This is a genomic window from Legionella sp. 227 (assembly GCF_043161935.1).
GTDB classification, from domain to species: domain Bacteria; phylum Pseudomonadota; class Gammaproteobacteria; order Legionellales; family Legionellaceae; genus Legionella; species Legionella sheltonii.
In genome coordinates this window covers 191899-216991 of the sequence record NZ_CP171154.1, presented here as the reverse complement: position 1 = coordinate 216991, position 25093 = coordinate 191899, and the positions used below count along the sequence as shown (strand labels likewise).

Genomic DNA, 25093 nt, shown 5'->3' with positions numbered 1-25093 from the left:
AAAAGTTCATAATTTATCTCTGTAGATCACAAGAAGTTTATTTTACTAGGAGGGTTTGTAATGGAGTACAAGTGCCATAAATGTGGAATGGGAGTGAAAAATTTAACCTGCAGTAAATGCAATGCACTATTAGTTAGTGATGTGGTCAAAAAGGATAAAGGTAATGTTCAAGTAGCAAAATGCCCTAATGGATGCGGACAAATTAAATCACCAACATGTTGTGGTCATGATATGGTAGACAACGATTAAAAAGAATTTTGTAGCCGGATTATGCTGCGCTAATCCGGGCTACGGACTCTATTAACTTAGGGCAAACTTGCAAAGAGGTGGATTTGCAAGTTGAGAATAAACCCATATTTCATGCAATATTCTGCTGCATATTCATGATTGCGTTGATTTTTTTCCAGATTTAACAGGCCAGGTTCCCAAAAACTAACTACTTCGTTGATTTCAGAACGCTCTGCTAAAGTAAGATCATGCCCTTTATCGCGAATCGCTTGCGCACGCTGAGGTTCTTTCAGGTATCTATTCATGGGACTGACAAAGACTTGTTTTTTTGTTTTTTCGGCCCATTCATGCGCCCATTGGGGTATTTCACTATAGGGTGTATATTGATTATCTTCGGGGGCTGACAAGACAAATTTCAAATAATCTGCTCGTTCCAACATGTTACTATTAGGCTTCAGATATCGAATAATTTTACCCTCTTTTTCCAGACACTTAGGACTAACGACCAGAGTCGTGCATCGAGGGAGATCAGGAAGAATGGTAATACCATTGGATTCAATTTGAGTATGTTGGAAATAGGGTTGGGCCTTTTCTAAAAATGCAGATAAATTCTGTTGTAATGAAGGTTCCCCTCCAGTAATTACCAGGATCATTTTTTTATTAAGTCCTTGCGCCCAAGAAGGGGTAGCAAGATTACGTTTTTGAAAAAAAGCCTGTATGACTGTATCCGCCTCTTCCAACAGGGAGTTAAAATCAAGCCATTCGCCGGCATCAAAATAAGTATCACAAAATGAGCATGCCAAATTGCATTTAGCTAATCGAATAAAATAGGCAGGATGCCCCCGAAATGGTCCTTCTCCCTGTAAGGTAAAAAAACGACTGGTCACAAAGAGCTCATCGGATTTCGCATCCTTAAAAAAAGATTTGCCTACTTTGTCATTCAGTCCAAACATTAATTCATTGTTCCTGTATAAATTTTTTTCATATTATACTCTATTGCGATTTAAATGGTAGACCGGATTAGCATGTGATGTAGGTTGAGCTTGGGCCCAACTTACTCGATACAGGATTGTGATAAGATAAATTTGCTTTCACCTCGATTCATTTTGTAACGATTGAATCAGCGCAAAACGTTCAATTAAATTGATTTTTTCTGATGCTAATTGATATATTTTTGTAATTGTTTCCTGGCTAAGTTGATGGAATATCCGTTTTATTTCATTTTGTTGTGGCTGGTCTATGGGAGTATAACGATGTGAGCCAAGAATTTTTTTCATTGAATTTAAATTAATAGAATCAAAACAATAAAAATTATTACGCGTATAAATTTTAAGAGGAAATGAGGCTTTTTTTATTTCAGAATTAAAGTTTAATTTACGAAAAGACGGTTGATTCAAGTCAGAGCAATTTAACTCTTTATACCGCTTTATGAAGTTGATGCGATTGACATAGAAGAAATCTTTTGAAATTCCGCTGAGTTTCCTGTTTATGATAGAACAGTTAATTAAGGGAAGGCCAAAACCTACATAATTAATAAACAACAATTCAAATACACTTTCAATGTAATGCTCCATTTTGCGCTCATGATGGCTGAGCAATGCTTCATGGATAAAATGAAAGTCTAGCCCCTTCCAAGGTGCGGTATCATAATGTAAATACCAAAGGATATAATAAATTCCATCCCATGGTGAGGTGTAGTATCGCTCCGCTATTTTATTTTGTAACTTTCGAACCTCATGAACCAAAGATGGGGTAATAATGTATGGAATTCTTGGCTTTAAACAAACCGCCATGCCATTTGTTTTGTTATCACGAATGGCGAGTAACTCAATATTATGCACAGCAATCCTTATAAAATAGAGTAAAAATATCTTAAATAAGGGAATAACATTTAGAAGTTTAGTAAAGAAAATGGTGTTTTTCAAAAATTAAACACTTTTTTATCAGAAACCTTGTTTTTATGTTGCTCTTTTGACTCCCCAATGGTTTGAGTTTGGGGTATCAAAACGCAAAGAGCAAAATGAGATAGGCCTAAGTTGTAGTACTGAGTTACGAAGGGAGATTCCTTGCCACGCATGGGGTGATGGCTTACTATTTTTGATAGCTCGAGACCAGTCGTATATTCATTAAATTGGGAATATGCTTCAATTGATCGCACAGCTTGGTTAGGTCTTCTTTGGCACCTGATATATCAATAAGGTTCACAGCAATTGGTCCACGGGATTTATTTTCCATTTGTTCAATATTGTATCCAAGTTTTGATATGTGCTGAGTGATTTTACCCATAGCTCCAGGGGTATTTTCATTAATCGCCAGTAAGCGGTAACAATTAGATACTTGGGAAGTAGAGAGAGATATATTGGGAAAGTTGATCGAATATTCAATGATTCCATATTCCAAATAATTGCAGATATTGCGGATGACCATTTCAGCCGCGCTTTGCTCCGCTTCCTGAGTGCTTGCTCCCAGATGGGGGAAGCATAAGACATTAGGGTGTCCCGCCAAATTAATGGTTGGGAAATCGGTGATATAGCCCATGAGGCGCTGACTGGTCAATTGTTGCAAAATGGCTGCTTCACTTACTATTTGTTCGCGTGAAAAATTAAGTAAAAGTGTATGAGGTTTTACGAGGGCAATATTTTCTTCATTGATTAAATGAGTGGTCGCAGTATTTAAAGGGATATGTAAAGTAATGATATCAGCATTAATAAGCAATTCATTCATATCCATTACTTTTTCAACTCCAGGCATCAATGCGAGTGCATTAGTTAGGGTCATATTGGTATCAAAACCCAATACGTTCATTCCTAAAGCCAGTCCCGCATTAGCTACTTTAACACCGATATTACCTAATCCTATGACGCCTAGCGTTTTACCTGAAATCTCATGTCCAATAAATTTCTTCTTTTTAGTTTCTATTTCTCGATTTAATAACTGATTGTCCTCTTTTGACAATTCGGTAATAAAAGTGCGGGTTTCATCTAAATGCCTATAGCCCATTATCATGGCTGCCATCACCAGTTCTTTGACGGCGTTGGCGTTTGCTCCAGGAGCATAAAATACTGGAATACCCAATTGGGTAAGAGCCTCAACAGGAATATTATCCGTACCTGTGCCAGCGCGAGCTACTGCTTTTAAATTTTTGTCAAACTGATGATCATGCAATTTATGGGAGCGCACTAGAATAACATCAGGATCAATAGGGTTTAGACCTAATTGATAAAGGTCAGGATGAAATAAACTTAAGCCTTGCGGTGATATATTATCAAGAACCTGAATAGTAAACATGGTCATTCCCCTTGATCAAAACAACAGAATTGTAAATATCCGTAAGTCCTTTTTCATAATAAGCATAGTCTTGTGACGATAATTGATTCAACTCGTTTTGCGTCAGCCCCAAAGGAATTATTGGGTAAAAGCTTGTAGAGCAAATATAAAAATTGGAATGCTTTTTCACCCACTCTTTAGGGCTTAGTCCAGCAAAACCAATAAATCGGGTAACTGTTTCTCGAGCCTCCCAGTCACTGACTCCATCACCAACTAATAAGGAGTGTTCACCGGGCTTCAGTACGGAGGCGATTTCTACAGTTTTACCATTGCCTTGGGTCATATTGCTTTGTTCATCAAATCCTTGATAGTTCCCTTTTTCATCAAAATAAACGTCTACGGCGAGCACATGACTTGGAGGAATTCCTAAAGTTTGCGCAAATGGAACCACTGCCGCTTTGATCCCTGCGGAAATTATATAAATTTTTTTATGTAAACGACGCAATAATTGAATGAGCTCCTGGGCACCAGGAGCTGTATGTCGTTTATAACATTCTGCCAGTTCCTCTACTTGTTTGAGTGTGGGTTGAACGTAAGTCAATCGCTGTCGATAATCATCGAGTGTCATGCCGGTTTTTCCCATGCATCGTGCTGTAATTTGGTGTACTTCTTGGGCGACGCCATTCATCGTTGCCAACACATTAATCCCCTCAATAAGGGAGAGGGTCCCATCACAGTCAAAGAAAAAAGAATCAATAGGGACGTTTAAAGCCCAGGGATTTCTATTATCCATGAATAAGTTCCCCTCATTTTTAAACGTTAATTCAATTACTTAATAGTGAGATAGATGTACTATAATCCATTTATTAAGGAGATTTCAATTTAGTTTGATACGCGCCAATGCCTGGAACGTGGTTTGAACCTATAAAATAGACCCAGGGAAGAGTTGCTTTATGTTAGAGATACTTACATCATTTATTATATCGCTTTTGATCGGTTTTCTGATCGGGATTGAGCGTGAGCGCAGCCATCCGGAGGGGGCGCAATTTATTGGTGTTAGAACATTCACCTTATTATCAATTCTCGGAACTTTAATTGCCACCCTTAACCAACCCGGGCTTACGGTTACTGCAAGTACTTTTGTGTTTGCCATTTTACTGCTCAATTATTTTCAAATCAGTGCGAATCAGCGGATGAACAGTAATATTGGTGCTTTAACAGAAATTACGGCAGGCCTTATTTTTTGTCTTGGTTATATGGTACCTCACTTGCCTTTAGTAGCAATTACCCTGAGTGCGATTATTTTACTCATACTTATTGAACGAAAAAGACTTCATCTCTTGGCGCGGAAAAAATTCAAGCCCCATGAAATGGAAACGGTCATTGTATTGGTTATTTTTACTTTGGGGATTTTGCCGCTTCTTCCTGATCGTACGATTGATCCCTGGCAGTTTTTTAATCCAAGAGCTTTTGGCTTGTTGATTGCAACGGTTGGCGGCATTCAATTATGTGGCTATGTGTCCATTCATCTATTTGGCGAACGTCTAGGTATCCCGTTAAGTGGTTTTATGGGGGGATTGGTTTCGAGTACTTTAGTTTTTGCCCAAGTCCACAACACCTTAAAGAGATACCCTCAGTCGGTACCCGCTATTTTAGCTTCGGGTCTGCTTGCCACAGTGGCAATGCTTGTTGATGTCATTATTATCATTTTTGTCGCTTCACCCATGTTACTGGTTTCAATTCTTGGACCACTCATTGCGATGATAAGTACAGGAATTCTACTGACAGTGATTTTGCTTCATAATCAAAAAAAAGCAAAACATGATTTTACGCTACTCTCTTCTCCATTGAATTTGTTATCAATATTGCGAACTTCGATTCTTATTGGATTATTGTTAGTACTTGTAGCTATGGCAAAACGCATCATTTCAATGAATGGGATTTTATTGATTTCATTTCTGGGAGGGTTGCTTGAAATTCATGGTATCTCTTTAGCAACTGCCTTACTTTATTTGGGAGAAAAGGTGCAACTCGATCAAGCCTGTTTGATGCTGTATGCTGCAATCGGTGCGAGTTTTATATCTAAAATTGCGCTTTTATGGAGCTTAACTCCTGTACGTTTTGCTTTGCAATCTACGTTATTATTACTGTGTATGATCACAAGCGGTGGTCTAGTTTATTGGTTTATGTCATGAACAGTATACGGCATTCATTTTTTAAATCCCTCAGGACTCTAGCCTGTAAATTCTGAGCTATTTACTCGTCTATACTTGAAATAATGATAGGCTCAGGAAAAGGAATGCTCATGAATACCTATACTGCTGACATTCAACATCCCGTGACAATTCCAAGTAAAAATGTCTATATCAACGGTTTTTTATTTATTCCTGAAGAAGCTAAAGGGCTTGTGATTTTTGTGCATGGCAGTGGTAGCAGTCGATTCAGTAGTCGCAATCAGTATGTGGCAAGCACTTTGAATGAAGGGAAATACGCGACGTTGCTTTTTGATCTGCTTACATCACAAGAAGACATTATTGATAATGTGACTCGCGAATTTCGTTTTGATATTCATTTATTAGCTTCTCGACTCATTGATGTCGTTCATTGGTGTACCGATGAATTAGCGGCATATCATTTTCCTATCGGTTTATTTGGGTCAAGCACAGGAGGTGGGGCAGCACTTGTAGCAGCAGCACAGAAGCCTAAGTTCATCCATGCGATTGTATCCCGAGGTGGCAGGCCTGATTTGGCCAGAAATTATTTACCTCAAGTCAAAACACCTACCTTACTTATTGTAGGGGGGTATGATGATGAGGTTATTGAGCTTAATCAACAAGCGATGGCGCAGATGAACTGCACCACAAAATTGAAAATAGTTCCTGAGGCAACCCATTTATTTGAAGAACCTGGAAAATTAAGCGAGGTAGCGGATTTAGCAAAAAAATGGTTTGACCAGTATTGTGTTGGATAAAATAACGTCATACTGCTCCGCAATCCCGAGCACCTTACCTGGAGATTTATTGTGATACCGGGATGCGTGAGTTGAGGAGGCTTTTATGAATAGGGACGCGTTACAAAAGCTAATTGATGCACTCGATGATTCAGTAATTCCGCTGGAAGCCCAAAACGAAAACTATGATGCGGTGCTAGAGCAAATAGGAGATGCGCGTTTTGTGATGATTGGTGAAGCATCCCATGGAACGCATGAGTTTTATCAGACACGTATTAAAATATCTCAGCGTCTTATAAAAGAGCATGGATTTATGGCCGTTGCGATTGAAGGGGATTGGCCTGATGCCCATCGTGTCCATCGTTATTTACAAGGTGAAGGAAGCGTAACCTCTAGTGGGCGGGCTCTGGATAATTTTCAGCGTTTCCCTGTTTGGATGTGGCGAAATACTACTCTTCCACCCTTTCTAAGTTGGTTACGTCAATACAATGACAATTTACCTGCAGCACAAAAAATTGGGTTTTATGGTCTTGATTTATATAGTTTAAATGCCTCCATGCAAGCTGTGATTGATTTCTTAAACAGAATCGACCCTGAAGCAGCACAACGTGCAAAGCAGCGTTATGCGTGTTTTGATCATTTGAATCAAGATCCGCAAATGTATGGCTATTTAATTAATGCTGGGATAAAAAAGGCTTGTATCCGTGAAGCAGTAGCTCAATTAGTTGAATTACAACATCGTGCGTTTGAATACCTGCATCATGATGGGATAGTGGTTGAGGATGCCTATTTTTTTGCAACTCAAAATGCCCGATTGGTAAAAAATGCAGAAAATTATTATCGCTCCATGTTAGAAGGAAGGGTTTCTACCTGGAATATCCGAGATCAACATATGGCAGAAACACTTAATGTGTTAGCTGATCATTTGGAAACCCGATTCAAGAAACCGGCTAAAATTATTATTTGGGCACATAACTCACATGTGGGTGATTCACGGGCCACTGAGATGGGGGAGCGTCAAGAGTTCAACCTGGGGCAATTAGTACGCGAACAATATGATACGCATTCTTATTCTCTTGGTTTTTCGACTTATGAAGGCACGGTTATGGCTGCATCGGATTGGGGGCAACCCGGGGAGGAAAAACAAGTACAGCCTGGTTTACCAGGAAGTTATGAGGAATTATTTCATCATCTAAAATACAAGAATTTTTTCTTAAATTTATTAGATAATAAGAAACTCGAGCATTATTTAAATATTCCTCGCCTACAACGTGCCATAGGTGTGGTTTATTTGCCGAAGTCTGAACGTTATAGTCATTATTTTTTTACACACTTGCCTTATCAGTTTGATGGATTAATTCATTTTGATAAAACGAGTGCGTTACACCCTTTAAGCTAGGAACAGTTGATGCCGCAATGAATGATGCAGTTAAAAATTCCCTCTCCCATTTGTGGGGTAGGGGTGAGAGGACATAAATTGTGATTAATACCCTCATACGCCCTGACGGGCACCTTCTTCCCTTGGGGAGAAGGGAATTTCATGTTGTACTGCAGCTAGGCTACTGTTCAGTATTACTTAATATTCAATGCAACTAAATCGTCCTCATTTAGAGTTTCCTTTTGTAATAACAAGGTTGCCCCTTTTTCTAAAATCTTGATGCGTTTTTTTATAATATCCACGGCATCATTAAATGCAGATTGGATAATTTTGCGAACTGCTGCATCAATCTCGCACGCAGTTTCCTCACTAAAGTCACGTTCGTTATGAACCATAGGAGGCTCCAGGAAGGTAGAGTGTTCTTTCTGGTAGGTTACTGGTCCCAGTTCTTTATCCATCCCATAGCGCATGACCATGCTGCGGGCAATATCCGTTGCTTTAGCGAGATCATCTGCTGCTCCAGTTGAAAAGCGGCCAAAAACTACAAACTCAGCGGCTCTGCCTCCAAGAAGCACCATCATTTTATTTTTTAATTCTTCTTCCGTCATGAGATAGCGGTCTTCTGTAGGGCGTTGAATGGTATAACCCAAACTGCCTATTCCGCGCGGTATAATTGAAACTTTATGCACTGGATCGACATTGGGTAAGGAGAGTGCGATCAACGTGTGACCCATTTCATGATAGGCAACCGCTTTACGTTCTTCAGGATTGAGTAAACGGTTCTTTTTCTCTAATCCGGCTACAATGCGTTCTATTGCGTTAGTAAAATCATCCATACACACCGAGTCTCCATTATGGCGTGTGGCGAGCAAAGCTGCTTCATTGACGAGATTCGCCAGGTCAGCACCGGAAAAACCTGGGGTTAAAGCAGCAATTTTTTCGGGATCAACATCCGGAGCCTGTTTTATTTTTTTCAGATGAACATTCAAAATTTCTATGCGACCTTTTTTCTCGGGTCGATCCACTAATACATGGCGGTCAAAACGTCCAGCACGTAATAATGCGGGATCAAGAATTTCCGGGCGATTGGTTGCAGCAAGGAGAATTAATCCTTCACTGGGATCGAAACCATCCATTTCTGACAGCAACTGATTTAAGGTCTGTTCCTTTTCATCATGACCCCCTGCAATAGGATAAGCGCCACGTGCTCTGCCCAAAGCATCCAGTTCATCGATAAAAATAATTGCTGGTGCTGTTTCTCGGGCATGATTAAAGAGATCTCGGACTCGCGCCGCCCCAACACCAACAAACATTTCTACGAACTCTGACCCATTAATTGAAAAAAATGGCACGCCAGCCTCACCCGCCACAGCTCGTGCGAGCAGTGTTTTTCCTGTTCCTGGTGGCCCAACTAAAAGTACTCCCTTGGGTATATGCGCCCCTATACGCGTATAATGTTGCGGATTTTTGAGAAATTCGACGACTTCCATAAGCTCGGCTTTTGCTTCATCTACTCCAGCAACATCTTGAAATGATACATGGGTTTCTTTTTCCATGTACATTTTGGCTTTACTTTTCCCAACATCCAAGACACCACCAGCAGCTGAGCCCATACGTTTTAACAAAAAACTCCACAGTGCAAAAAAAAGCAGAGCAGGAATAATCCAAGATAGCACCAGGGTTATCCATTTATTTTCAGCTTGCCCATTAAATTTTACTTTTGCGGCTTCTAGAGTCGATACCAAAGAGGGATCATTAATTCGTACGGTAGTGATTTGGGGTTCTTTACCACCATATTTTTTTATTTCATTTAATTTATCTTCAGGGAGTAATCCTACCAAACCTTCAGTTTTCACATTGGCGGTAATGTAGCTTTCATCGAGTAGAACATTATCTAACTTATCTGCTTTTAAAAGAGTGATAAAATCGCTGTAAGCAATATTGACAGGATGTGAGGCGAAAAATAAGTTCTGGAACAGGATAATCATCCAAAAAATCATCAGCACATACCAGAGCGACTGCCATTGTTTGTTTTCCACACGCTCCCCCTTTTTTAAGACGCGTATTTACTTTTATTAAATGAGTAGAAAAAACAACTGGATTCATTTAAGTATATACCAATGGAGCAATGATCATATCCTCAGAAAGTATACTAATTTTGTATTTTCTTAGGGTGACTTAATTGGAACATTGATCCGTCTCATTTTATGCCACCACGATTTAAGGTACCTACGGTTTGATTTTTCTGTTGAATATATGCTCCAACAGAATTATAATTAAACAATGTGATCGTAATTTAGGTATCAATTATGGAAGGAAAAGCAGATGATAATGTCGTTCCATTGAGTACACCGCACTATGTTCTAGATTATCCTAATAAAAAAGATTTTTTGGACTTCTTTAATTACGTGAGGCACGAAAGTGCGATGGCAGAAATTTATTTTGAAAATGAAGAGGTGGAAAAATTAGAGGATGATACGGTTGAGCTATTTAACAAAAATGGAAAATTGCTCCATAAAGATGGCAAGAGATGTGATTTAATGCTTGTTTTGCGAGATAATGGCAAGGTTATTGGTTTTATAGAATTAAGGCTAATCCAAAATTCAGAAAATATATCCCAATTATATAGTCTATTTGTAAGTAAAGATTATCGCTGTAAAGGACTTGCTAACTTAATGATGGTGCAGGCTTTTAATTTTTTCGTAAATACAGGGCAGACTAATATGTCCGTCAGTCCAACAGCAGATTCCCTTGCCGTTTATAATAAATTTGCTTTTTATCCACCAGATCTTGATGATATTGGGATACGCGACTGGTTTCAAAAAACGGAGAAGGAAAGGCTTGAGGAGTTAGAAGACTCACCTTCAAAGTATCTTCTATTGGATTTAGGAAAAGAATCCTGTAAGCACGCTTTTAAAAATCATTGTGCCAAAGCTTCGCAAAATTTTGTCACATTTGAGATGTCGAAAAATTTAAAAGAGGATTCAAACATTAATGTATTTGGCTGGAGAAAAAAAGCGAGTACCCCCACTTTATTATCGAAAAGCGATTTGGGAGTTTTAAGTACCCCGGAAGCTAGTAAAAAAAGAAAAGCCGAAGTCGAAGTTGTAGTTGAAGAGGATAATCAATCTGAAGCGGCATTAACTTCAGGATCTGACAAGAAAAATCCGCTGAACTAATGCAGGAAGTGTTTTCTATGGAGTATCAATTTAAATCGGATATTCACTAGTACAGGCAGAAAAGCCCGGGAAAATATAGGTCATCAGTAATGCCTCAATTTCATATTATTTTATCAGTGATGTCAGGACGGGACGAGGTAGAGATCGCTTTTAATTCCTTCAGCAATAATGGAGATGAAAGGTGCTAGGTTTTTTTCAGTGCAGGATTCTAGCTTTTTTCTTTGTTTTTCATGTTTTGCGGAATAGAAAACTGCGGGATCATTCTGTTCATAACAGTTAAGTAACCATTGTAGATCATGTTGTGTTATTGAAGAAAAGAAAAGCAATCTTGAATAGGATGGTCTTTCTAAAAAATGAATATATTCGGTTAGATAAGCAGCGATAGGGTGTCTTAATTGATTTACAAGTGAGGCAGGTGCTTGTTTTTCTTGAGCAATTTTATAAAGAAAAACGCATTGACTCGGGTTCATCAAAGTAATTAATCTATTTTGCAAAGATTCATCCAAATTAAAAAATAAGTTTTGATATTTTTTCTCAGTTAGCCAATTATCCTTTTTGGCAGCGATACAAAGCCGCAAGATAAAACAATCTTTATCGTTTTCAGCACCTTCATCGATGAGGAGCAATTGCCTTAATGCAGTAAAAAATTCAAGTATTGCATCAGGTGAGGGGCGATTTTCCTTGTTCTTTTCGCCCATTTGCAGGATAAATTTTTTTATCAACTCACAAATAAATGGGTTCGGTTTGTTATCAAAATGCTCAAAGAGCCCCTCGCTACAAAAGCCAAGCTCACGAAAAGCCCTTATTAGTTTATCTGACTTCATATCTGGATTTTTATTTCTGAATTCAATTATTTTTTTTAGGGGATTTTTCGCACCAAAGATACTCAATAAAAGCGGTGCTAATGCAAAAAAATCACTGGATTCAGAATAGTCGCCTTGAAGTATTTCCAAGGCGATATGTTCTGGAGTCCCTTGAGGGATTTGCGGCCTTCCAATAATACGTTTGGCATAATCGAGATCTAAGTAGGACACCTCAAATTTATATCTTTTTTCTTCAGCATCTATGATGGCATTCATTTTTATTTTGACATTCTCACCATGGATGTCACCATGAACAATGGAAGGGCCGCTGGTATTATTATAATGAAGGTGATTGAGTCTTAGAATTAATTGCCAAGACACATCGACCGCCTGAAAAAAAGTGAGTTGATTTAGTTCCGGATTGTCGCTGGAATCTGGGTAAATATGAAACCCATCAATATAATCCATGATAAGCACATCTCGGCCTTCGATATTTAAGCGCGCTCTCTGTGATGCATAAAATTGAAAAGGAGACGGGTGTTGTTTGTCGTCATAAAGCTTTATTGATACAGGCTTTTTTTCATCAATGATAAGTTCTTCTTTATTCACGCGCCGCGGCTTTAAATCAATAGGCTCATTGTCGATCAATGTACATTGATGTCCCTTATAAACCGAAGAGCCTAACTCCTGGGAAAAATCAGAGGCATAATACACCACCGTTCCATTTTGTTGTGTCACTGGAAATAAGGTAAAGGATGATGATTTTTTATCTTTTCCTTTATTAGTCATAAATCAATACGCCTTTTAGAATGTGGATAAATCTGGCGCTTTTGCCATTCGCCATTTTGGTTCAATCTCATTTATAAACCATCCTCATTGAATCATGATATTTTAGTTTGTTTCTGAAAAATTGAACAGGTTGGGTGTAATGATATCCAAGTGATTACAATTTAGTCTCGTGTACTATACTTTACCTATTACTGGATCAAAAAAATAGTCATTTTTCTCTTTTTATGCAATATGCAGTTGCATTATTTTTACAAGCTGCTTAATAGTTCCTTAACCATAAGGGGATATGATTAAAATATGAGCCAGTCGAGTGCATGTTGAACACATGGTTTGAACATGTATTTTATCATAAATCCTTAGGGGAGATGGTATGTATTCTAAAAGTACTGAACCGAATCAACGAAAATCACTTATAAAAACAAATCACTTCGCAAAGGAATACACTGAAATCAGTAATCAATTGAATGGACTCGAAGTCGGTACTGCACGATCAGACAGTTTAAAGAGACTGAATCAAGAAATAATCCAAATAAAGAAGGATGAAACATTATCTGATGATGCCAAAATTGTTGCACTTCTGGATGTTTTTGTGAGTGAATATGCTCTGATTTCAAAATCATTTGGTGGCTCAAATAGTGGCTTAGCTAAATTTATTAGACAATTTTGTGCACAAAATTTTGATGTCAAGTTAGGTCCGGAATCAACTTTTTATATCAAACCAGATGGTTTAATAATGCATATCTTAAATGCTCAAGGTATAAAATCTTCAGAGAAAGACAGTTTATTACCGCCTATTCGAAGGAGAGCAACTGAAGTGGGTCATGTCTCAAAAAGTGCTCCCGTGCTTGGAAAGTACGAAGAACCAAAGCCTAGAGTGAGTCCTTCATTAGATTATGTCGAAACGTCCCGAGAGGAAATAGGTCAATTTACCCTACGGAAAAATGCTGAATTTACTCGATTAGGCAGTATGTTTGGTGACAAACAATTCTGCTATGCAGAAAAACCCAGTGGAGTTGAGCCAGGATTTAGGGCAATTGATATAGATGAATTATTTTTTCTAGAACTGGATAAGCTGTTAACTCATGATCGTTTGCCATCGATTCAACAAGTTCGAGATGTGCAAAAACTCCAAGACTTGAAGGAACTTTTGAGTAAAGAAAAGGATTTGCACCAAAAGCAAATTATTTTTTCAATTTTTATCAACAGTCACATAAAAGGACCTCATGCTAAGGAAGTAATGACTCCTTGCATCCAATGGCTTTGCGGTGAAGTGAAAACGGCAGTTGCCAAGAATAATCACTTAAGCGCCTGGATGTATAAACTGGATTATGCAGAGGGGCAAAAAGACAGAATCAAAGCGAATAAAGAAGCACTCAGAGAATTTGTTGGTACTCGTTTTGCGGGAATTTTTAGTGCTCAAAATCAAAGGCAGGAAATTGTTTGGATCAATAAAGGTAAAGGAGAAGTCCATGCTGTATTGGCTTGTGGCTGGAAAAATGGATTACAAGAACTAACTCACTTTCTATATGGCGGTTCTGAGCCTGATTACAATGGGGTGTTGGTTGAGGATAAAGACGCAGCAGTCAAGCACTCTAAATATATTTTTGGCTTAGCTAAGAATTTAATTTTTGGTATTGGGGTTGGCGATCGGGATGGTATAGGTAAGGAAGCACAAAATAAAGGTTTTGCAGATGAGGCTTTCTATGGTTTTGACTATGGTAAACCTTATGAAGGAGAGGGCGTAGCAGCAAGTTTAAGTGATGATTTTTCATTTGAAGACAAATTTGCTAAAGCTCCTGCACTATTTAGAAGCTCTTCAACGATTGGTTTTGCCCGTCATTTTATGTATCGAAACTACAGTATTTTCTATGACACTGCCTTGTCTGAACGCATGGAGGGAGTTCATTTATTCAGAAAAATGATTACTGGAGAAAATCCCAGTGAAGAAGTAATCAAAAGTTATCCAGGGCTAAGAGAGGAATTAAATCGAATTCAAGAAAAAACTCCTTCCCCTGAAGAATTATTAAATGTCTTAGGAAGGCTTAGAGAGCAAAGTCAGGAAGGGAGTCATTTACAGGCTTTAATCGATGCGCAAATTATAGAGCTATGCTCAGGGAAACTATCCACTTTTGATTTATATTTTAGTCAAATAAAAATCGATTTAATTGACATGGGCATTAAAAACGAGATGCATGATGCAGAACTTGCTGATTACCTAGAGTTTATTGATGGAATGGCAGCAACTGCCAGGAACAGCAACCAACATATATTAGCCACGTTCCAACAACGGGTATTATTAACCGCTCAGGAAGTTGATCTGCTTGATCATCTAGAGAAATATTTTTCCCCAGCTTCGGTGATGTCTCATGATGGTGAGGTTTTTCTGAATACGATGCGTTTTGATCCCCCCAGTGGCAGAATTCCCTTTCAATTAAAAAAAGAAGAGAATGGGACTTATACGCTAACTACAACCAATACAAATCTTGCACGCCAATTAAAGGATGAGTTTGGGCTTGATTGCAAACAAAATGATGCGGGATTAAGTTGTAATATCAATGCTGATGCACTGAGTCAGCTAATAAAAAATGCAGAGCTAAAGTACAATCAAAAAAGGGATGGATTGCTGATTAAACCCACTTATAAATTCATAACCTTACCTAATTTGAGCGCTTTTCTAAACCAAGATAATCGGCCTCGAGATCCTAAAGTGGATCTGAGTTATTTATGGCTTGAGGATAACAGTTTGTCGCTGAAGATCATTGCGAAAACAAAGCAACAAGCAAAGCAAGTATTCGATTTATTTGGAATAACACTTGCGGTGAATGAAGCACAACTTATCCAAGTTCCAGCTGCTCATCATGCTCGATTTCAAAGACGAATAGAAAGACACTGCGAGCAATTAACGAAATTTTCAGAAGATATTGAGCTGAGAGATATAGGGCCCCGAGACTCCGTAATTTCAGCGCTATCCCAATCCAAAAAGGAAATTGTTCCAACTGCATCGGAAAAATGGAAGGATCTCCACGGAAAAGCAGAGATGGGAATTCCAGAAACTTTATCGCCAACAGAACTATTAATCAAACGTCTAGAGGCGCTGGAGCTTGACGAGGGGACTAGAAAAAAAGTTATCAATGTTATCGAAGAAGTCACTGATCCCAAAATCATTCAACAATTGCTGTCCTGCAATAATCAAACTTTATCTGCACCTGCCAATCTCGAAGCGATTAAGAGCGAACGATTTTCAGAGGTGAGAACGATCGAAGACAAACCGATTGCAACAACGGCTCCCCAAGCGAGTATGAGAAAAAATTTAAATTGATGATAGGGCCACTTGTACCAGGTTATAGCTCATAATAATGGTTTGTAAAAAGTGGTTGAAAACCAATGCGTTGATACAGATTTAGACCCACTTTTGATGCTTCTAAAAAGCAGTATTGGACTTTCAACGCTAAAGCATTGTTTAACGCATAAGCCATCATGGCACTTGCAAAGCCACGCTTTTGAAAGTTAGGAAGTGTGGCGAGATCATCGATGCGGGCAAGACGCTCCTTGACGGTTAACGTCATGGATACAACCGCTTCTCCTGCGAGAAACCCAGAAAAATGGTAGATACCTTTGCATTTTTTTAATGCCTCGGCATGTCTTAGGGTATAAATCTGAGTAATTTCTGGTGTTGATTGAAAACCATGAAGCAGGGGAATACTCCAGGTATCTAAATCGTTATTCATTAGTTTAAATTCAAGTTCGACGTCAGCAGCTTGCAGATTATTCGATAAAAGATCAAATACCATCCCCATACCGGTATCGACTAATTTATAATCTGGAGGTAATCGGCATTTGTCTTTTGAGAAATTAGGTGTCAATTCAGGAATGATCAGTGCCCAAGGTAGATTCTTTTGGGTGAAGTATGATTTACATTGCTCCAAATCTTTTAAAAAGTGCTCATTTATTTGGGTTACAAAAGCAGGATTAAGCCCTGATGCAAGTACTCCGGTTTCAAATGCAGCTATTGTTTGATAATCAAGATAACTTAAGCTTATGAGAGAAAAAAAGTGCTTTTCAATTTCATGAAAATCATTAATCAGTTGCATTAAAATAGATCCAATCAGTAATTTTTGCTGCATTATAACAAACTATGAACAGGATACTATGCATCATTGGGTCCTAATTTTTTCGCATCATTTAGGTGATTGTTTGCTGCGAATAAGCAGAACAGGTATGGATGCATTGCGAATAACTCCTTCTGCAACGCTGCCTAATAATAAATGCTGAACACCTCGTCGACCATGAGTTCCAACGACAATCAAATCGGCTGGCCATTTTTTTGCTGCTGCAATAATTTTATCTGCAACGGTTTCTTGCGCTGAATTAATTTCAAGTAATTGTGCTTCACAATCTGCACTGCGCTCTCGAGCAATTGTTTGCATCTTGCTCAAAAACTTGTTTCCGTATTCTTTAAATGAAGCTTCCAGTTTTTCATAATCCACTCCGGTTCCCAAATATGGGGCATAAAACTCATTGGTTACATGCACAATGAGTAATTTTGCGTGATGTATTTTGCTTAACTCAATGGCTTCATTGAAGGCATGCATTGATGTATCACTGTCATCAATCGCAACTAAAATTTTTTGATACATTTCTATTTCCTTATAAAAGTAATGAATTCCACTATTCTAGCTATGTTACCTATAATCTGGAATGAAACATAGAATTTTAAGATGCAAAAAATAAGATAAATTTTTGAATAAAACTCGATGAAAGAAATAAGGGCGGGACGAAAAGAAATTGTGATAAATGACCAATAATTGATGATGAAAAAACCAGTAATCACAAGATAATTCAACACCATAACTGTAAAGCGGTTTTAAGCCGCTTTACATTGGTTTTAGAAGTACCTAATTAATTTTTTCCTTGGAAGAAAAAAACTACATATTATTTAAACCCTGGCTAGGTTGGGTATCATCATCAGCACTTGTAGCAGGGGACAAGGCAAAAAATCTATTTAGATTAGTTGCACTAGAAGTTGTTTTTTCCTTTTTTAACTGATGATACTGATTCAGATCCTTAATAATTTCAGGGTGATATTCTTTGGGACGCTCGTAATTAAATAAATCCCTGACTTCTTTAGGAGTAAGGTAACCGAGTCTTCCTTCATTATCTGCAAGGAATACCTTAACTAGGGAATCAAATGCATTGGCAGGTAAAGTCTCAATTTCCTCGAGACCTTCTAGATCATCTATTTTCCCATATATTTCCTGTATAAACTGTTGTTTCGCTTCCCGAGGTAATTGCTGATAATAATCATTAATGTAATTTTTAATGATAAATGGAATGGTTCTTCTCTGTAGCGTAGGAAATTTAATGTTCGTTACCGGTTCCAAAGCCATCAAAAATCTCATATAAGGGCCTTGGTCGCATGATGGATGTTCTATTTGATCAAATAATTCCAATTTCAATATGTTAAGTGCTTCATTGCCATCACGAATGAACGGTTGAGTAAGCGAGGAATCAGAATAATATCCAACCATTGAAATGATATTTAATAACTTCTGTGCATCCTCAATGATTCGATGTTCTTCGGTTTTCATTCCATGATGTGATGGAGTCATGGCTCTTGTTTTGATTTGTTGCAAATATAGCAGGGCCTTATTATAGCAAATAACTCGTTCATGGATTTCTTTGATTTGCTCCGAGTCTGTTTCCTCATTCCTAAGTCCATAAATATAGCCAATAAGTTCTTTTAACTTATCTGGATCCTGTGTGAAGGCAAGCGAATTTTTTATCGTTTTTTCTTTTTCCAAACTGATATAAGAGATAAATAGGCCTAATCCTTTCAATAATTTTTCTTTTTGCTCCTCTTTTGTTCCAAGAGTTTGAAGCCATTCTTGATATATTTGATCTGCATAAAGATGATTTTCCCTGGTATGAATTGCTTGAGGATCCTTAGATGGATCCAAATCAGCTTTTAATAATATTTTTGTACGCATGTCCTCAAAAAGAGCTTCCTGTTCAGTACCTCGCACTTTATGTATGCACTGATTAAAAATCAATTCCAGTGCTTCCTGCGCTTTCTGACTTAATAGCGATTTTTTCTGGAAGTTAAGTTGCAATTCAGCAACATTTTGTAAAAAATCAGGGGATAGGGGGATTTTATTATTCATCAGCTTTGCCAATAAATATAAAATAATGTCAGCATTTTTTATTACAATTGAATCATCTTTTGAGCTTAATTGGGTTAATAAAAAGGATAATAGGTCAAGTTTGCGATTATGTAGTGGGAGAGGGAGGGTGGGTATATAATTTATCCAGGATGGTTCAATTTGTGAGATAACTTCTAATAATTGAATTCCTGCGTTTTTATATGCAAAAATCATATTCAGGGCGAATGCCATCAGGATTTTTGCATTAAGTTTTTCCTCACGAATTTCTGCAATCTGAGTAAGAAAAGATGTTATAACTTTTTCTACTTCAGGAGTGAAAATATCCGATTTTTGATCATTCAATTGGCACTGTAACTTCACTTGAAGTATTAATAAATTACATAAAACAACAGGCAATTGCATGTGAATTGCATCTTGCTGTGCGGAATTAAGCGAAATTGCTTTTGTTATAAAAAGTATAAAATCAGGTATTGCTTGACGCCAGGATAAACCTTGCTGAGTAGGCAGAACATTCAATTTTGCCTGAAACAAGCTCATAAAAGAAAAGTATTTATTTACAATTTGAAGTATCTCATGAGGAGAAATACCCTTGATTAGTTCCCTCAGCAACTCATGGAATAAGCTATTTTTGCGCACTTGATTATTATTCGATACATAAAGATAGAAAAATAAATTTAATAACTGAGATTTATTCGCATTTCTTTCTTTCAGAATATGAATCAGGTTTTTTATTGATTCATTTAATTCTATTGCTGTTGGATCCTTAAACAGAAGTTTAAAACCAAAAAATAAAGTCTCGTTAGCTAAAGTAGATTCAGGGATTATCGCTTGAGTATTGATTGTAGAAGCAACGACCAAGCCTACCCCCATTGATAGGAACATATGCAGCTCGGATTTAGCTGTATTTAAGAAGCCTGGAGTTGATTCTAAATGATCAATAGAATGGCACTGCGATAAGCAAAAAATTAGCTTATTGATTAAATTGAGGTATTTTTCAATATGCTTATCTTGATGATGGAAATAGTAGATATTGTATTTACTTTGACTTACTGTCTTTTGTACTAATGATTCGTAATTACAATCCCTCGTTACTTTTTTCTGAAGTTCTTTAAATAGATTGGCATCTATAAGAGGGTTTTCTATGAACAACAGCAGCGGATCAATGTCCTCTGAAAAAGCAAAAAAATCTTGAAAAGTATCGTCTCGAGCAACCGTAACATAAAACTGTATTATATCATGACTAAATTCTCCATATTCTCTATTGAAATCATAGGAGAAAAGTAGCTCATTAAATCTTTGCTGGGAAAAAGGTCTAAATCCTTCTTTCCAAAGTTGTAATAGATACTTTCTATATTGAGGATGCAAGAAGAGATCTAGAAATTTTTTCCCCTCACCGTTTTCCTCCACCAATATTGGTTCCATTTTAAGGTGTTCTTTGATGTCAGGAAAATATTGGTTAAGGAATTCCAGAGGATTGGCGGTTATTTTTTCCACATCAAAGAGGTTATTAATAATCTGAAAAATATAATGCCTATAAATAACTTCTTTAATTTTTCCTCTTTTTAATACTTCGGCTAGAAGTGCCTCATTAGCGCATATCGATTTAATTAAGACAGTGGCTTCATTAGTCGATCCTTTTCTTCTCGGTTGGTATTTGGGTATTTCTTCAATACACGTTTCTAATTCATCAAGAAACCACTGGAATACAGTATCTGTTTCTGGATTAATATCTCTAAAAAAATCAAACTTAAACAATAATAAAAATTCAACAGGATTTTTTGTTTGGCCTCTAAGTTCCTCCAGTTTTTGTTTCACTTGCACACTATTAAGTAGCTTGGTTTTATAATGAGCCTCAAGGATAGGGAACGATTGCCTTCTTAATTTTTTTAATAGCTGTGTATCTATTGAAAGAGATTCATTTTTTTTAACCAGGGCCTTTTTTCCTTTTTTTCTACCGCCTTCCTCATCCAGATCTTTACGTTTTTTATTATTCTTCATTTGAACGTCTTGATTTGCAGGTTCATGCAGAGCTTCAATTTGCATGGCCTCATTTTGCTCTAAAGATGGATTAAAAGTATTATTTTTCATTTTAAAAAATTAATTATGATCAAAGTGTGCAAAACATATCTTTGTGGGTTTGATGTGTCAATATAAATTGGCTTTGTACCCAGGTAAATTGTATTCTAATATTCAGAGGGAAATCTTTTGATCCTGGATTTCATTTCGCTTAATTGTAACCATTTTGTCCTTCCCGCGAAGGCAGCAGCTTAAGCTTAATTTGGGATAATATTAGAAAAATGGATTCCTGCTTTTTCAGGAATGACAAAATTAAAAAAGGTCAAGTCCAAATACAGGAAATGAGATGGATTTTTTTGAGTAAAAACTGCACGAGGCAATAATAACTATGAATAACGAAATTCTATTTACTCCGTTTAACTTAAGAGACCTTACTTTAAAAAACCGTGTCGTCATGGCTCCACTAACGCGCAATCGTTCGATACACGGAATTGATACCCCTTCAGAATTGAATGCAGAGTATTATGCCCAACGTGCAGATGCAGGTTTAATCATCGCCGAGGCAACACAAATTTCTCCCACTGGCAAAGGATATGCCTGGACGCCTGGAATTTATTCTCAGGAACAAATTGCTGGATGGAAATTGGTAACGGATGCGGTTCATGCACGTGGTGGGGCAATTTATTTGCAACTTTGGCATGTAGGAAGAATTTCACATCCGTCTCTTCAGCCTGGAGGTATTGCTCCTGTTGCACCTTCTGCCATTCCAGCAACCGGACAGCGCACATTTATTGAAAATGGTACCTTTGTCGAGGTTGGCGCACCACGTGCATTAAAGCTCAGTGAAATTCCCGCTATTATCGAAGATTATCGAATCGCTGCAAGGAATGCAATTTTAGCGGGATTCGATGGGGTTGAAATTCATGCTGCGAATGGGTATCTCATTCATCAGTTTTTATGTGATGGTACAAATCTTCGGACTGACCAATATGGTGGTTCGATTACGAATCGACTGCGTTTTGCGTTGGAAGTGACCAGTGCGGTTGTGTCTGAAATTGGTGCACATCGAACAGGAATCCGAATTGCGCCAGTAAGTCATGCCAATGGCGTTACCGATACGTCACCTACCGCCATTTTTTTTCCCCTTGTCCAGGAGCTGAGCCGATTCAATTTAGCTTATGTTCATGTTATTGAAGGAGAAACTCAAGGGCCACGGGACTTATATGGTTTTGATTTCCATGCATTACGAGGAGAGTTTAATGGTCCCTGGATGGTGAATAATGGGTATAATTTAGAAATGGCTGTTGAAGCGGTTTCAAGTGGTTACGCTGATCTCGTTGCTTTTGGAAGGTATTTTATTTCCAATCCTGATCTGGTGACGCGATTTAAAAAGAATGCGCCTTTGAATGAATTAGACCGCGCCACTTTATATGGAGGTAGTGGAAAAGGATATACTGATTATCCCTTTTTGCAGTGAAACTCAATAAATGAAGATGAAATAAGATGATGCTCAAACAATTGCTAGTGATTCTCTTTATTTTTATTTTAATTTTCGTATTGTCTTTTTCATTACAGCGTTATTTCATTTATTTTCCATCCCCGGAGCAGCCTGATCGGAACGCTTTTGAAGCAGGAGATATGCAACTCATAGAAATTCCTGTTGCTGATGGATTGACTTTAAATGCTTGGTATAAACCTTCTTTGGATAAGAAACCGACGATGCTTTATTTGCATGGCAATGCAGGTCATATTGGTTATCGTATGTATTTGGTTCGTCAATTTTTATCAGAAGGTTTTGGCGTGTTACTGCTCGAATACCGCGGATACGGCGGCAATCCGGGAAAACCAACCGAATCAGGATTGTACCAGGATGCCCGAGCAGCTATTAAATTTTTACAGCAACAGGGTATCCAGGCAAATAATATTGTTCTCTATGGCGAATCATTAGGAACTGGGGTGGCGACACAAATGGCAACGGAATTTCCGGTATGTGCTGTGGTTTTACAGTCTCCCTATACGTCGTTCACCGCTCTGGCTCGATTTCATTATCCTTGGTTATTTATTCCATTAAGAGATAAGTATGATTCTTTATCACGTATTCAAAAAATTCATACCCCTGTTTTAATGCTGCATGGGAAATTGGATCAAATCGTGCCTTATGATCAAGGCGTTGTTCTCTTTAATCATGCCAATCAACCTAAAAAATGGATTGAATTTGCCGACAAAGGACATCAGGATTTATGGAGTCCCCATTTCGCCCACAGTGTAATGCATTTTATTAATTCTTATTGTGTTCCTACAAAATAAGGGTTATTTCCGTATACGTGTGTGTCCATGACCGTGTCCGAAGAAAATAGTGTTTATGTATGGCGCGAATTTTTCGAGCCGCACAATTACAAAAGTATCGGTGGCGCCTTCCACTCAATTAATGAACAAAATATTTACAAGAATCCGTTTGTCGATTAAAATGTGCGGTAGGCTTCATGGGACGCCTATACCCACGAAAGAGGATCTCACCCTGGTTATTAATTGATTTATTAATTATTCATTAACCTTTTTGTTGCTGGAAAAGTGGGTGTCTGGCAGAGAGCAAAGGGGATTCACATGAATAAACCACATACTTCATTTCGCGTTGAAGAGTATAAAATTCAAGCGTCTATTTTATTAAAATCGTTGTATTCTGCAAATCAAGCAATCGCCCAAAAAACGGCTCAACGTTTTCAAAATTTGCCTGAGTTTGCCAATTTTTCTCTTGAGGAAATAAGAAACACGAAGGTTAAGCGTAAACACGCACTTACAGTGATTGCAAGGGGAACTGGTTTTAAATCCTGGAATGATTTGAAGTGCCAATTGCCTTTTATTCGTGGCGGATTTTTGAATCATTGGTTTGCCCATTATGCGGAGGCGAAATTATATCAGCGCTCACAAGGTGGCTTTTTATTGCCATTTAAAAATCAATTTTTTATTTGTGATGCAGACTACATCCGCAATCTTGGTTTTAATCCCGAGGATCAGGATTGGAAGTCTATAGGCTATGACTGGGTGAACCCGGAGAGTAAGGCAGCATGGCAACGCTTGTATAAAAAATGGATGGTCATTCAGCAACAAGGATAAAATATACGAAAATGCCCCTTGTCCACTTGTGGAAGAGGGGTAGGAGTCAGGGTTTATTAACCACAATCTACACACTCATCCGCCTAAATGGCATCTTTTCCCCAAGAGAGAAGTGATATTTCACTTCACTTAATAGCCGTGGGCCCTCTTGCAGTAGGAAAAAAAATTAACATAGAATGGAATTATGTTTCCTTGATTGGAGGTTATGGATGAGCCTGAAGCACATAATCGTTTCTTTTATCACCTTTTCGTTGACTCAAGGATTGGCTTTCGCACAAACAGAAACTAAGGTATGTGATGGCAGTATCCATAATCCTTGTATTGTAGAAGACAGTGAATTTTCCTCTTCTCCATTAAAATGGTTTCGTGATGCCTCGATGATCGCCGCTGCATACCAAGGAAATACGCTAGGTATTAGAGATTTAGCGATTTCTGGTAGTGAGGAGCCCAGTGAAAAGGGGTGGAAAGATATCGCTGAGTATATTGCCAAGCATGGGAGGGCAACAGTGTTGGTACTGGATTTACGCCAGGAAAGTCATGGCTATATTAATGGAAGGGCGATTACCTTAGTGAGTGAGTACGATTGGATAAATCGAGGAAAAAGTAACGCCCAAAGCCTTAAAGATGAGGAAAATTGGCTACAGTCATTAAGAACTCAGAAAAAGATAAATGGCGTTTTATCCTCTCAACAGTTTGCAGCTAAGGAATACTCCAGCGGCAAAACCATTCCTGTTAAAGTAGTAAAAAATGAAGCTGATTTGGTTTCTCGATTAGGTTTTGATTATCACCGTTTATATGTTACTGATCATGCTGCACCATCTGATTCAGAGGTTGATGCGTTTTTGGAAATAATAAAAAAATCTTCTAAAGATACCTGGTTTCATCTACATTGTCGCGGAGGAAAGGGGAGGACCACGACTTTCTTTGTAATGTATGACATGTTAAAAAATGCAGATAAAGTAAGTTTTGAAGAAATTATTGCACGACACGCCTCAATACCACCCTATTATAATTTGTCTGAAGTGCATCGCGCCGATCCTTTCCTAACCCCGTATTACGAACAAAGAATTATTTTCCTTTCTCGTTTTTATCAGTTTGCACAACAGTTTTTAAAGGGATATCAAGGAGCATGGAGTCAGTGGAGTTCAGAAGGTGCTGATTTTGATAAGGTTTAGTTAATTGAACCTATCCAGGCCCTCATCCGCCCT

The 25093-nt window shown here is 37.9% G+C and carries 19 protein-coding genes; 10 read left to right on the top strand and 9 right to left on the bottom strand.

What is annotated here, in order from left to right:
- The first annotated feature begins 93 nt into the window (after window positions 1-93).
- Window positions 94-249, top strand: coding sequence for a hypothetical protein (locus ACF8MK_RS00860; protein WP_392539003.1), 156 nt, complete (start codon window positions 94-96; stop codon window positions 247-249).
- 56 nt (window positions 250-305) lie between these two features.
- Here ACF8MK_RS00860 and ACF8MK_RS00855 read toward each other — a convergent pair whose 3' ends face one another.
- The 4 genes from ACF8MK_RS00855 to ACF8MK_RS00840 form a co-directional block, all read right to left on the bottom strand.
- Window positions 306-1181: a 7-carboxy-7-deazaguanine synthase QueE gene (locus ACF8MK_RS00855; RefSeq protein ID WP_392537780.1), complete on the bottom strand. Its 876-nt coding sequence runs from the start codon at window positions 1179-1181 to the stop codon at window positions 306-308.
- 138 nt (window positions 1182-1319) lie between these two features.
- Window positions 1320-2069 carry a hypothetical protein gene (locus ACF8MK_RS00850; protein ID WP_392537779.1) on the bottom strand — a complete coding sequence of 250 codons (750 nt, stop codon included), beginning with the start codon at window positions 2067-2069 and terminating at the stop codon, window positions 1320-1322.
- 250 nt (window positions 2070-2319) lie between these two features.
- Window positions 2320-3516: a 3-phosphoglycerate dehydrogenase family protein gene (locus ACF8MK_RS00845; RefSeq protein ID WP_392537778.1), complete on the bottom strand. Its 1197-nt coding sequence runs from the start codon at window positions 3514-3516 to the stop codon at window positions 2320-2322.
- Window positions 3494-4288, bottom strand: coding sequence for an HAD-IB family phosphatase (locus ACF8MK_RS00840; protein ID WP_265704982.1), 795 nt, complete (start codon window positions 4286-4288; stop codon window positions 3494-3496). The genes ACF8MK_RS00845 and ACF8MK_RS00840 overlap by 23 nt, the downstream gene beginning before the upstream one ends.
- A gap of 160 nt (window positions 4289-4448) precedes the next feature.
- Here ACF8MK_RS00840 and ACF8MK_RS00835 point away from each other — a divergent pair, with 160 nt between their 5' ends.
- From ACF8MK_RS00835 to ACF8MK_RS00825, 3 genes are all read left to right on the top strand, one after another.
- Window positions 4449-5690, top strand: a complete 1242-nt coding sequence (locus tag ACF8MK_RS00835; protein ID WP_392537777.1) for an MgtC/SapB family protein — start codon at window positions 4449-4451, stop codon at window positions 5688-5690.
- Between the two features lie 110 nt (window positions 5691-5800).
- Window positions 5801-6466, top strand: coding sequence for a dienelactone hydrolase family protein (locus ACF8MK_RS00830; RefSeq protein WP_392537776.1), 666 nt, complete (start codon window positions 5801-5803; stop codon window positions 6464-6466).
- 85 nt (window positions 6467-6551) lie between these two features.
- The gene (locus tag ACF8MK_RS00825) at window positions 6552-7844 is read left to right on the top strand and encodes an erythromycin esterase family protein (protein WP_392537775.1); all 1293 of its coding nucleotides are present in this window, start codon (window positions 6552-6554) and stop codon (window positions 7842-7844) included.
- Window positions 7845-8017: 173 nt separating this feature from the next.
- On the opposite strand, the gene ftsH is transcribed toward ACF8MK_RS00825, so the two are convergent.
- Window positions 8018-9862, bottom strand: coding sequence for an ATP-dependent zinc metalloprotease FtsH (gene ftsH, locus ACF8MK_RS00820; protein ID WP_392537774.1), 1845 nt, complete (start codon window positions 9860-9862; stop codon window positions 8018-8020).
- A 270-nt stretch (window positions 9863-10132) separates the two neighbouring features.
- Here ftsH and ACF8MK_RS00815 point away from each other — a divergent pair, with 270 nt between their 5' ends.
- Window positions 10133-11002, top strand: coding sequence for a GNAT family N-acetyltransferase (locus tag ACF8MK_RS00815; protein ID WP_392537773.1), 870 nt, complete (start codon window positions 10133-10135; stop codon window positions 11000-11002).
- Between the two features lie 122 nt (window positions 11003-11124).
- On the opposite strand, the gene ACF8MK_RS00810 is transcribed toward ACF8MK_RS00815, so the two are convergent.
- A complete protein-coding gene (locus ACF8MK_RS00810) occupies window positions 11125-12594 on the bottom strand; it encodes a hypothetical protein (RefSeq protein ID WP_392537772.1) in 1470 nt (489 codons plus the stop codon).
- A 370-nt stretch (window positions 12595-12964) separates the two neighbouring features.
- On the opposite strand from ACF8MK_RS00810, the gene ACF8MK_RS00805 reads away from it, so the two are divergent.
- Window positions 12965-15913 carry a hypothetical protein gene (locus ACF8MK_RS00805; protein ID WP_392537771.1) on the top strand — a complete coding sequence of 983 codons (2949 nt, stop codon included), beginning with the start codon at window positions 12965-12967 and terminating at the stop codon, window positions 15911-15913.
- A gap of 22 nt (window positions 15914-15935) precedes the next feature.
- Here the strand turns inward: ACF8MK_RS00805 and ACF8MK_RS00800 are convergent, their stop codons facing one another.
- The 3 genes from ACF8MK_RS00800 to ACF8MK_RS00790 form a co-directional block, all read right to left on the bottom strand.
- The gene (locus tag ACF8MK_RS00800; protein ID WP_392537770.1) at window positions 15936-16685 is read right to left on the bottom strand and encodes a GNAT family N-acetyltransferase; all 750 of its coding nucleotides are present in this window, start codon (window positions 16683-16685) and stop codon (window positions 15936-15938) included.
- Between the two features lie 87 nt (window positions 16686-16772).
- Complete coding sequence (locus ACF8MK_RS00795; RefSeq protein ID WP_392537769.1) at window positions 16773-17231, bottom strand: universal stress protein; 459 nt, start codon at window positions 17229-17231, stop codon at window positions 16773-16775.
- A 288-nt stretch (window positions 17232-17519) separates the two neighbouring features.
- Entirely contained in the window at window positions 17520-20843 is a 3324-nt protein-coding gene (locus tag ACF8MK_RS00790) for a hypothetical protein (RefSeq protein WP_392537768.1), read from the bottom strand.
- 316 nt (window positions 20844-21159) lie between these two features.
- Here ACF8MK_RS00790 and ACF8MK_RS00785 point away from each other — a divergent pair, with 316 nt between their 5' ends.
- The 4 genes from ACF8MK_RS00785 to ACF8MK_RS00770 all read left to right on the top strand — a co-directional run bounded on the left by ACF8MK_RS00785 (window position 21160) and on the right by ACF8MK_RS00770 (window position 25060).
- A complete protein-coding gene (locus ACF8MK_RS00785; RefSeq protein WP_392537767.1) occupies window positions 21160-22248 on the top strand; it encodes an alkene reductase in 1089 nt (362 codons plus the stop codon).
- A gap of 29 nt (window positions 22249-22277) precedes the next feature.
- Window positions 22278-23078 carry an alpha/beta hydrolase gene (locus tag ACF8MK_RS00780; RefSeq protein WP_392538988.1) on the top strand — a complete coding sequence of 267 codons (801 nt, stop codon included), beginning with the start codon at window positions 22278-22280 and terminating at the stop codon, window positions 23076-23078.
- Between the two features lie 297 nt (window positions 23079-23375).
- Window positions 23376-23885 (top strand): hypothetical protein, encoded by a 510-nt coding sequence (locus ACF8MK_RS00775; protein ID WP_392537766.1) that lies wholly within the window; start codon window positions 23376-23378, stop codon window positions 23883-23885.
- Between the two features lie 209 nt (window positions 23886-24094).
- Entirely contained in the window at window positions 24095-25060 is a 966-nt protein-coding gene (locus tag ACF8MK_RS00770; RefSeq protein ID WP_392537765.1) for a tyrosine protein phosphatase, read from the top strand.
- Window positions 25061-25093 lie beyond the last annotated feature (33 nt).

Bases quoted from the DNA above. Each gene is read 5' to 3' on its own strand.
- ACF8MK_RS00830 (WP_392537776.1), top strand. From the start codon at position 5,801: ATGAATACCTATACTGCTGACATTCAACATCCCGTGACAATTCCAAGT.
- ACF8MK_RS00785 (WP_392537767.1), top strand. From the start codon at position 21,160: ATGAATAACGAAATTCTATTTACTCCGTTTAACTTAAGAGACCTTACT.
- ACF8MK_RS00790 (WP_392537768.1), bottom strand. From the start codon at position 20,843: ATGAAAAATAATACTTTTAATCCATCTTTAGAGCAAAATGAGGCCATG.
- ACF8MK_RS00840 (WP_265704982.1), bottom strand. From the start codon at position 4,288: ATGGATAATAGAAATCCCTGGGCTTTAAACGTCCCTATTGATTCTTTT.
- ACF8MK_RS00795 (WP_392537769.1), bottom strand. From the start codon at position 17,231: ATGTATCAAAAAATTTTAGTTGCGATTGATGACAGTGATACATCAATG.
- ACF8MK_RS00805 (WP_392537771.1), top strand. From the start codon at position 12,965: ATGTATTCTAAAAGTACTGAACCGAATCAACGAAAATCACTTATAAAA.
- ACF8MK_RS00825 (WP_392537775.1), top strand. From the start codon at position 6,552: ATGAATAGGGACGCGTTACAAAAGCTAATTGATGCACTCGATGATTCA.
- ACF8MK_RS00800 (WP_392537770.1), bottom strand. From the start codon at position 16,685: ATGCAACTGATTAATGATTTTCATGAAATTGAAAAGCACTTTTTTTCT.
- ACF8MK_RS00770 (WP_392537765.1), top strand. From the start codon at position 24,095: ATGAGCCTGAAGCACATAATCGTTTCTTTTATCACCTTTTCGTTGACT.
- ACF8MK_RS00855 (WP_392537780.1), bottom strand. From the start codon at position 1,181: ATGTTTGGACTGAATGACAAAGTAGGCAAATCTTTTTTTAAGGATGCG.
- ACF8MK_RS00845 (WP_392537778.1), bottom strand. From the start codon at position 3,516: ATGTTTACTATTCAGGTTCTTGATAATATATCACCGCAAGGCTTAAGT.
- ACF8MK_RS00810 (WP_392537772.1), bottom strand. From the start codon at position 12,594: ATGACTAATAAAGGAAAAGATAAAAAATCATCATCCTTTACCTTATTT.
- ACF8MK_RS00780 (WP_392538988.1), top strand. From the start codon at position 22,278: ATGCTCAAACAATTGCTAGTGATTCTCTTTATTTTTATTTTAATTTTC.
- ACF8MK_RS00775 (WP_392537766.1), top strand. From the start codon at position 23,376: ATGAATAAACCACATACTTCATTTCGCGTTGAAGAGTATAAAATTCAA.
- ACF8MK_RS00815 (WP_392537773.1), top strand. From the start codon at position 10,133: ATGGAAGGAAAAGCAGATGATAATGTCGTTCCATTGAGTACACCGCAC.
- ACF8MK_RS00835 (WP_392537777.1), top strand. From the start codon at position 4,449: ATGTTAGAGATACTTACATCATTTATTATATCGCTTTTGATCGGTTTT.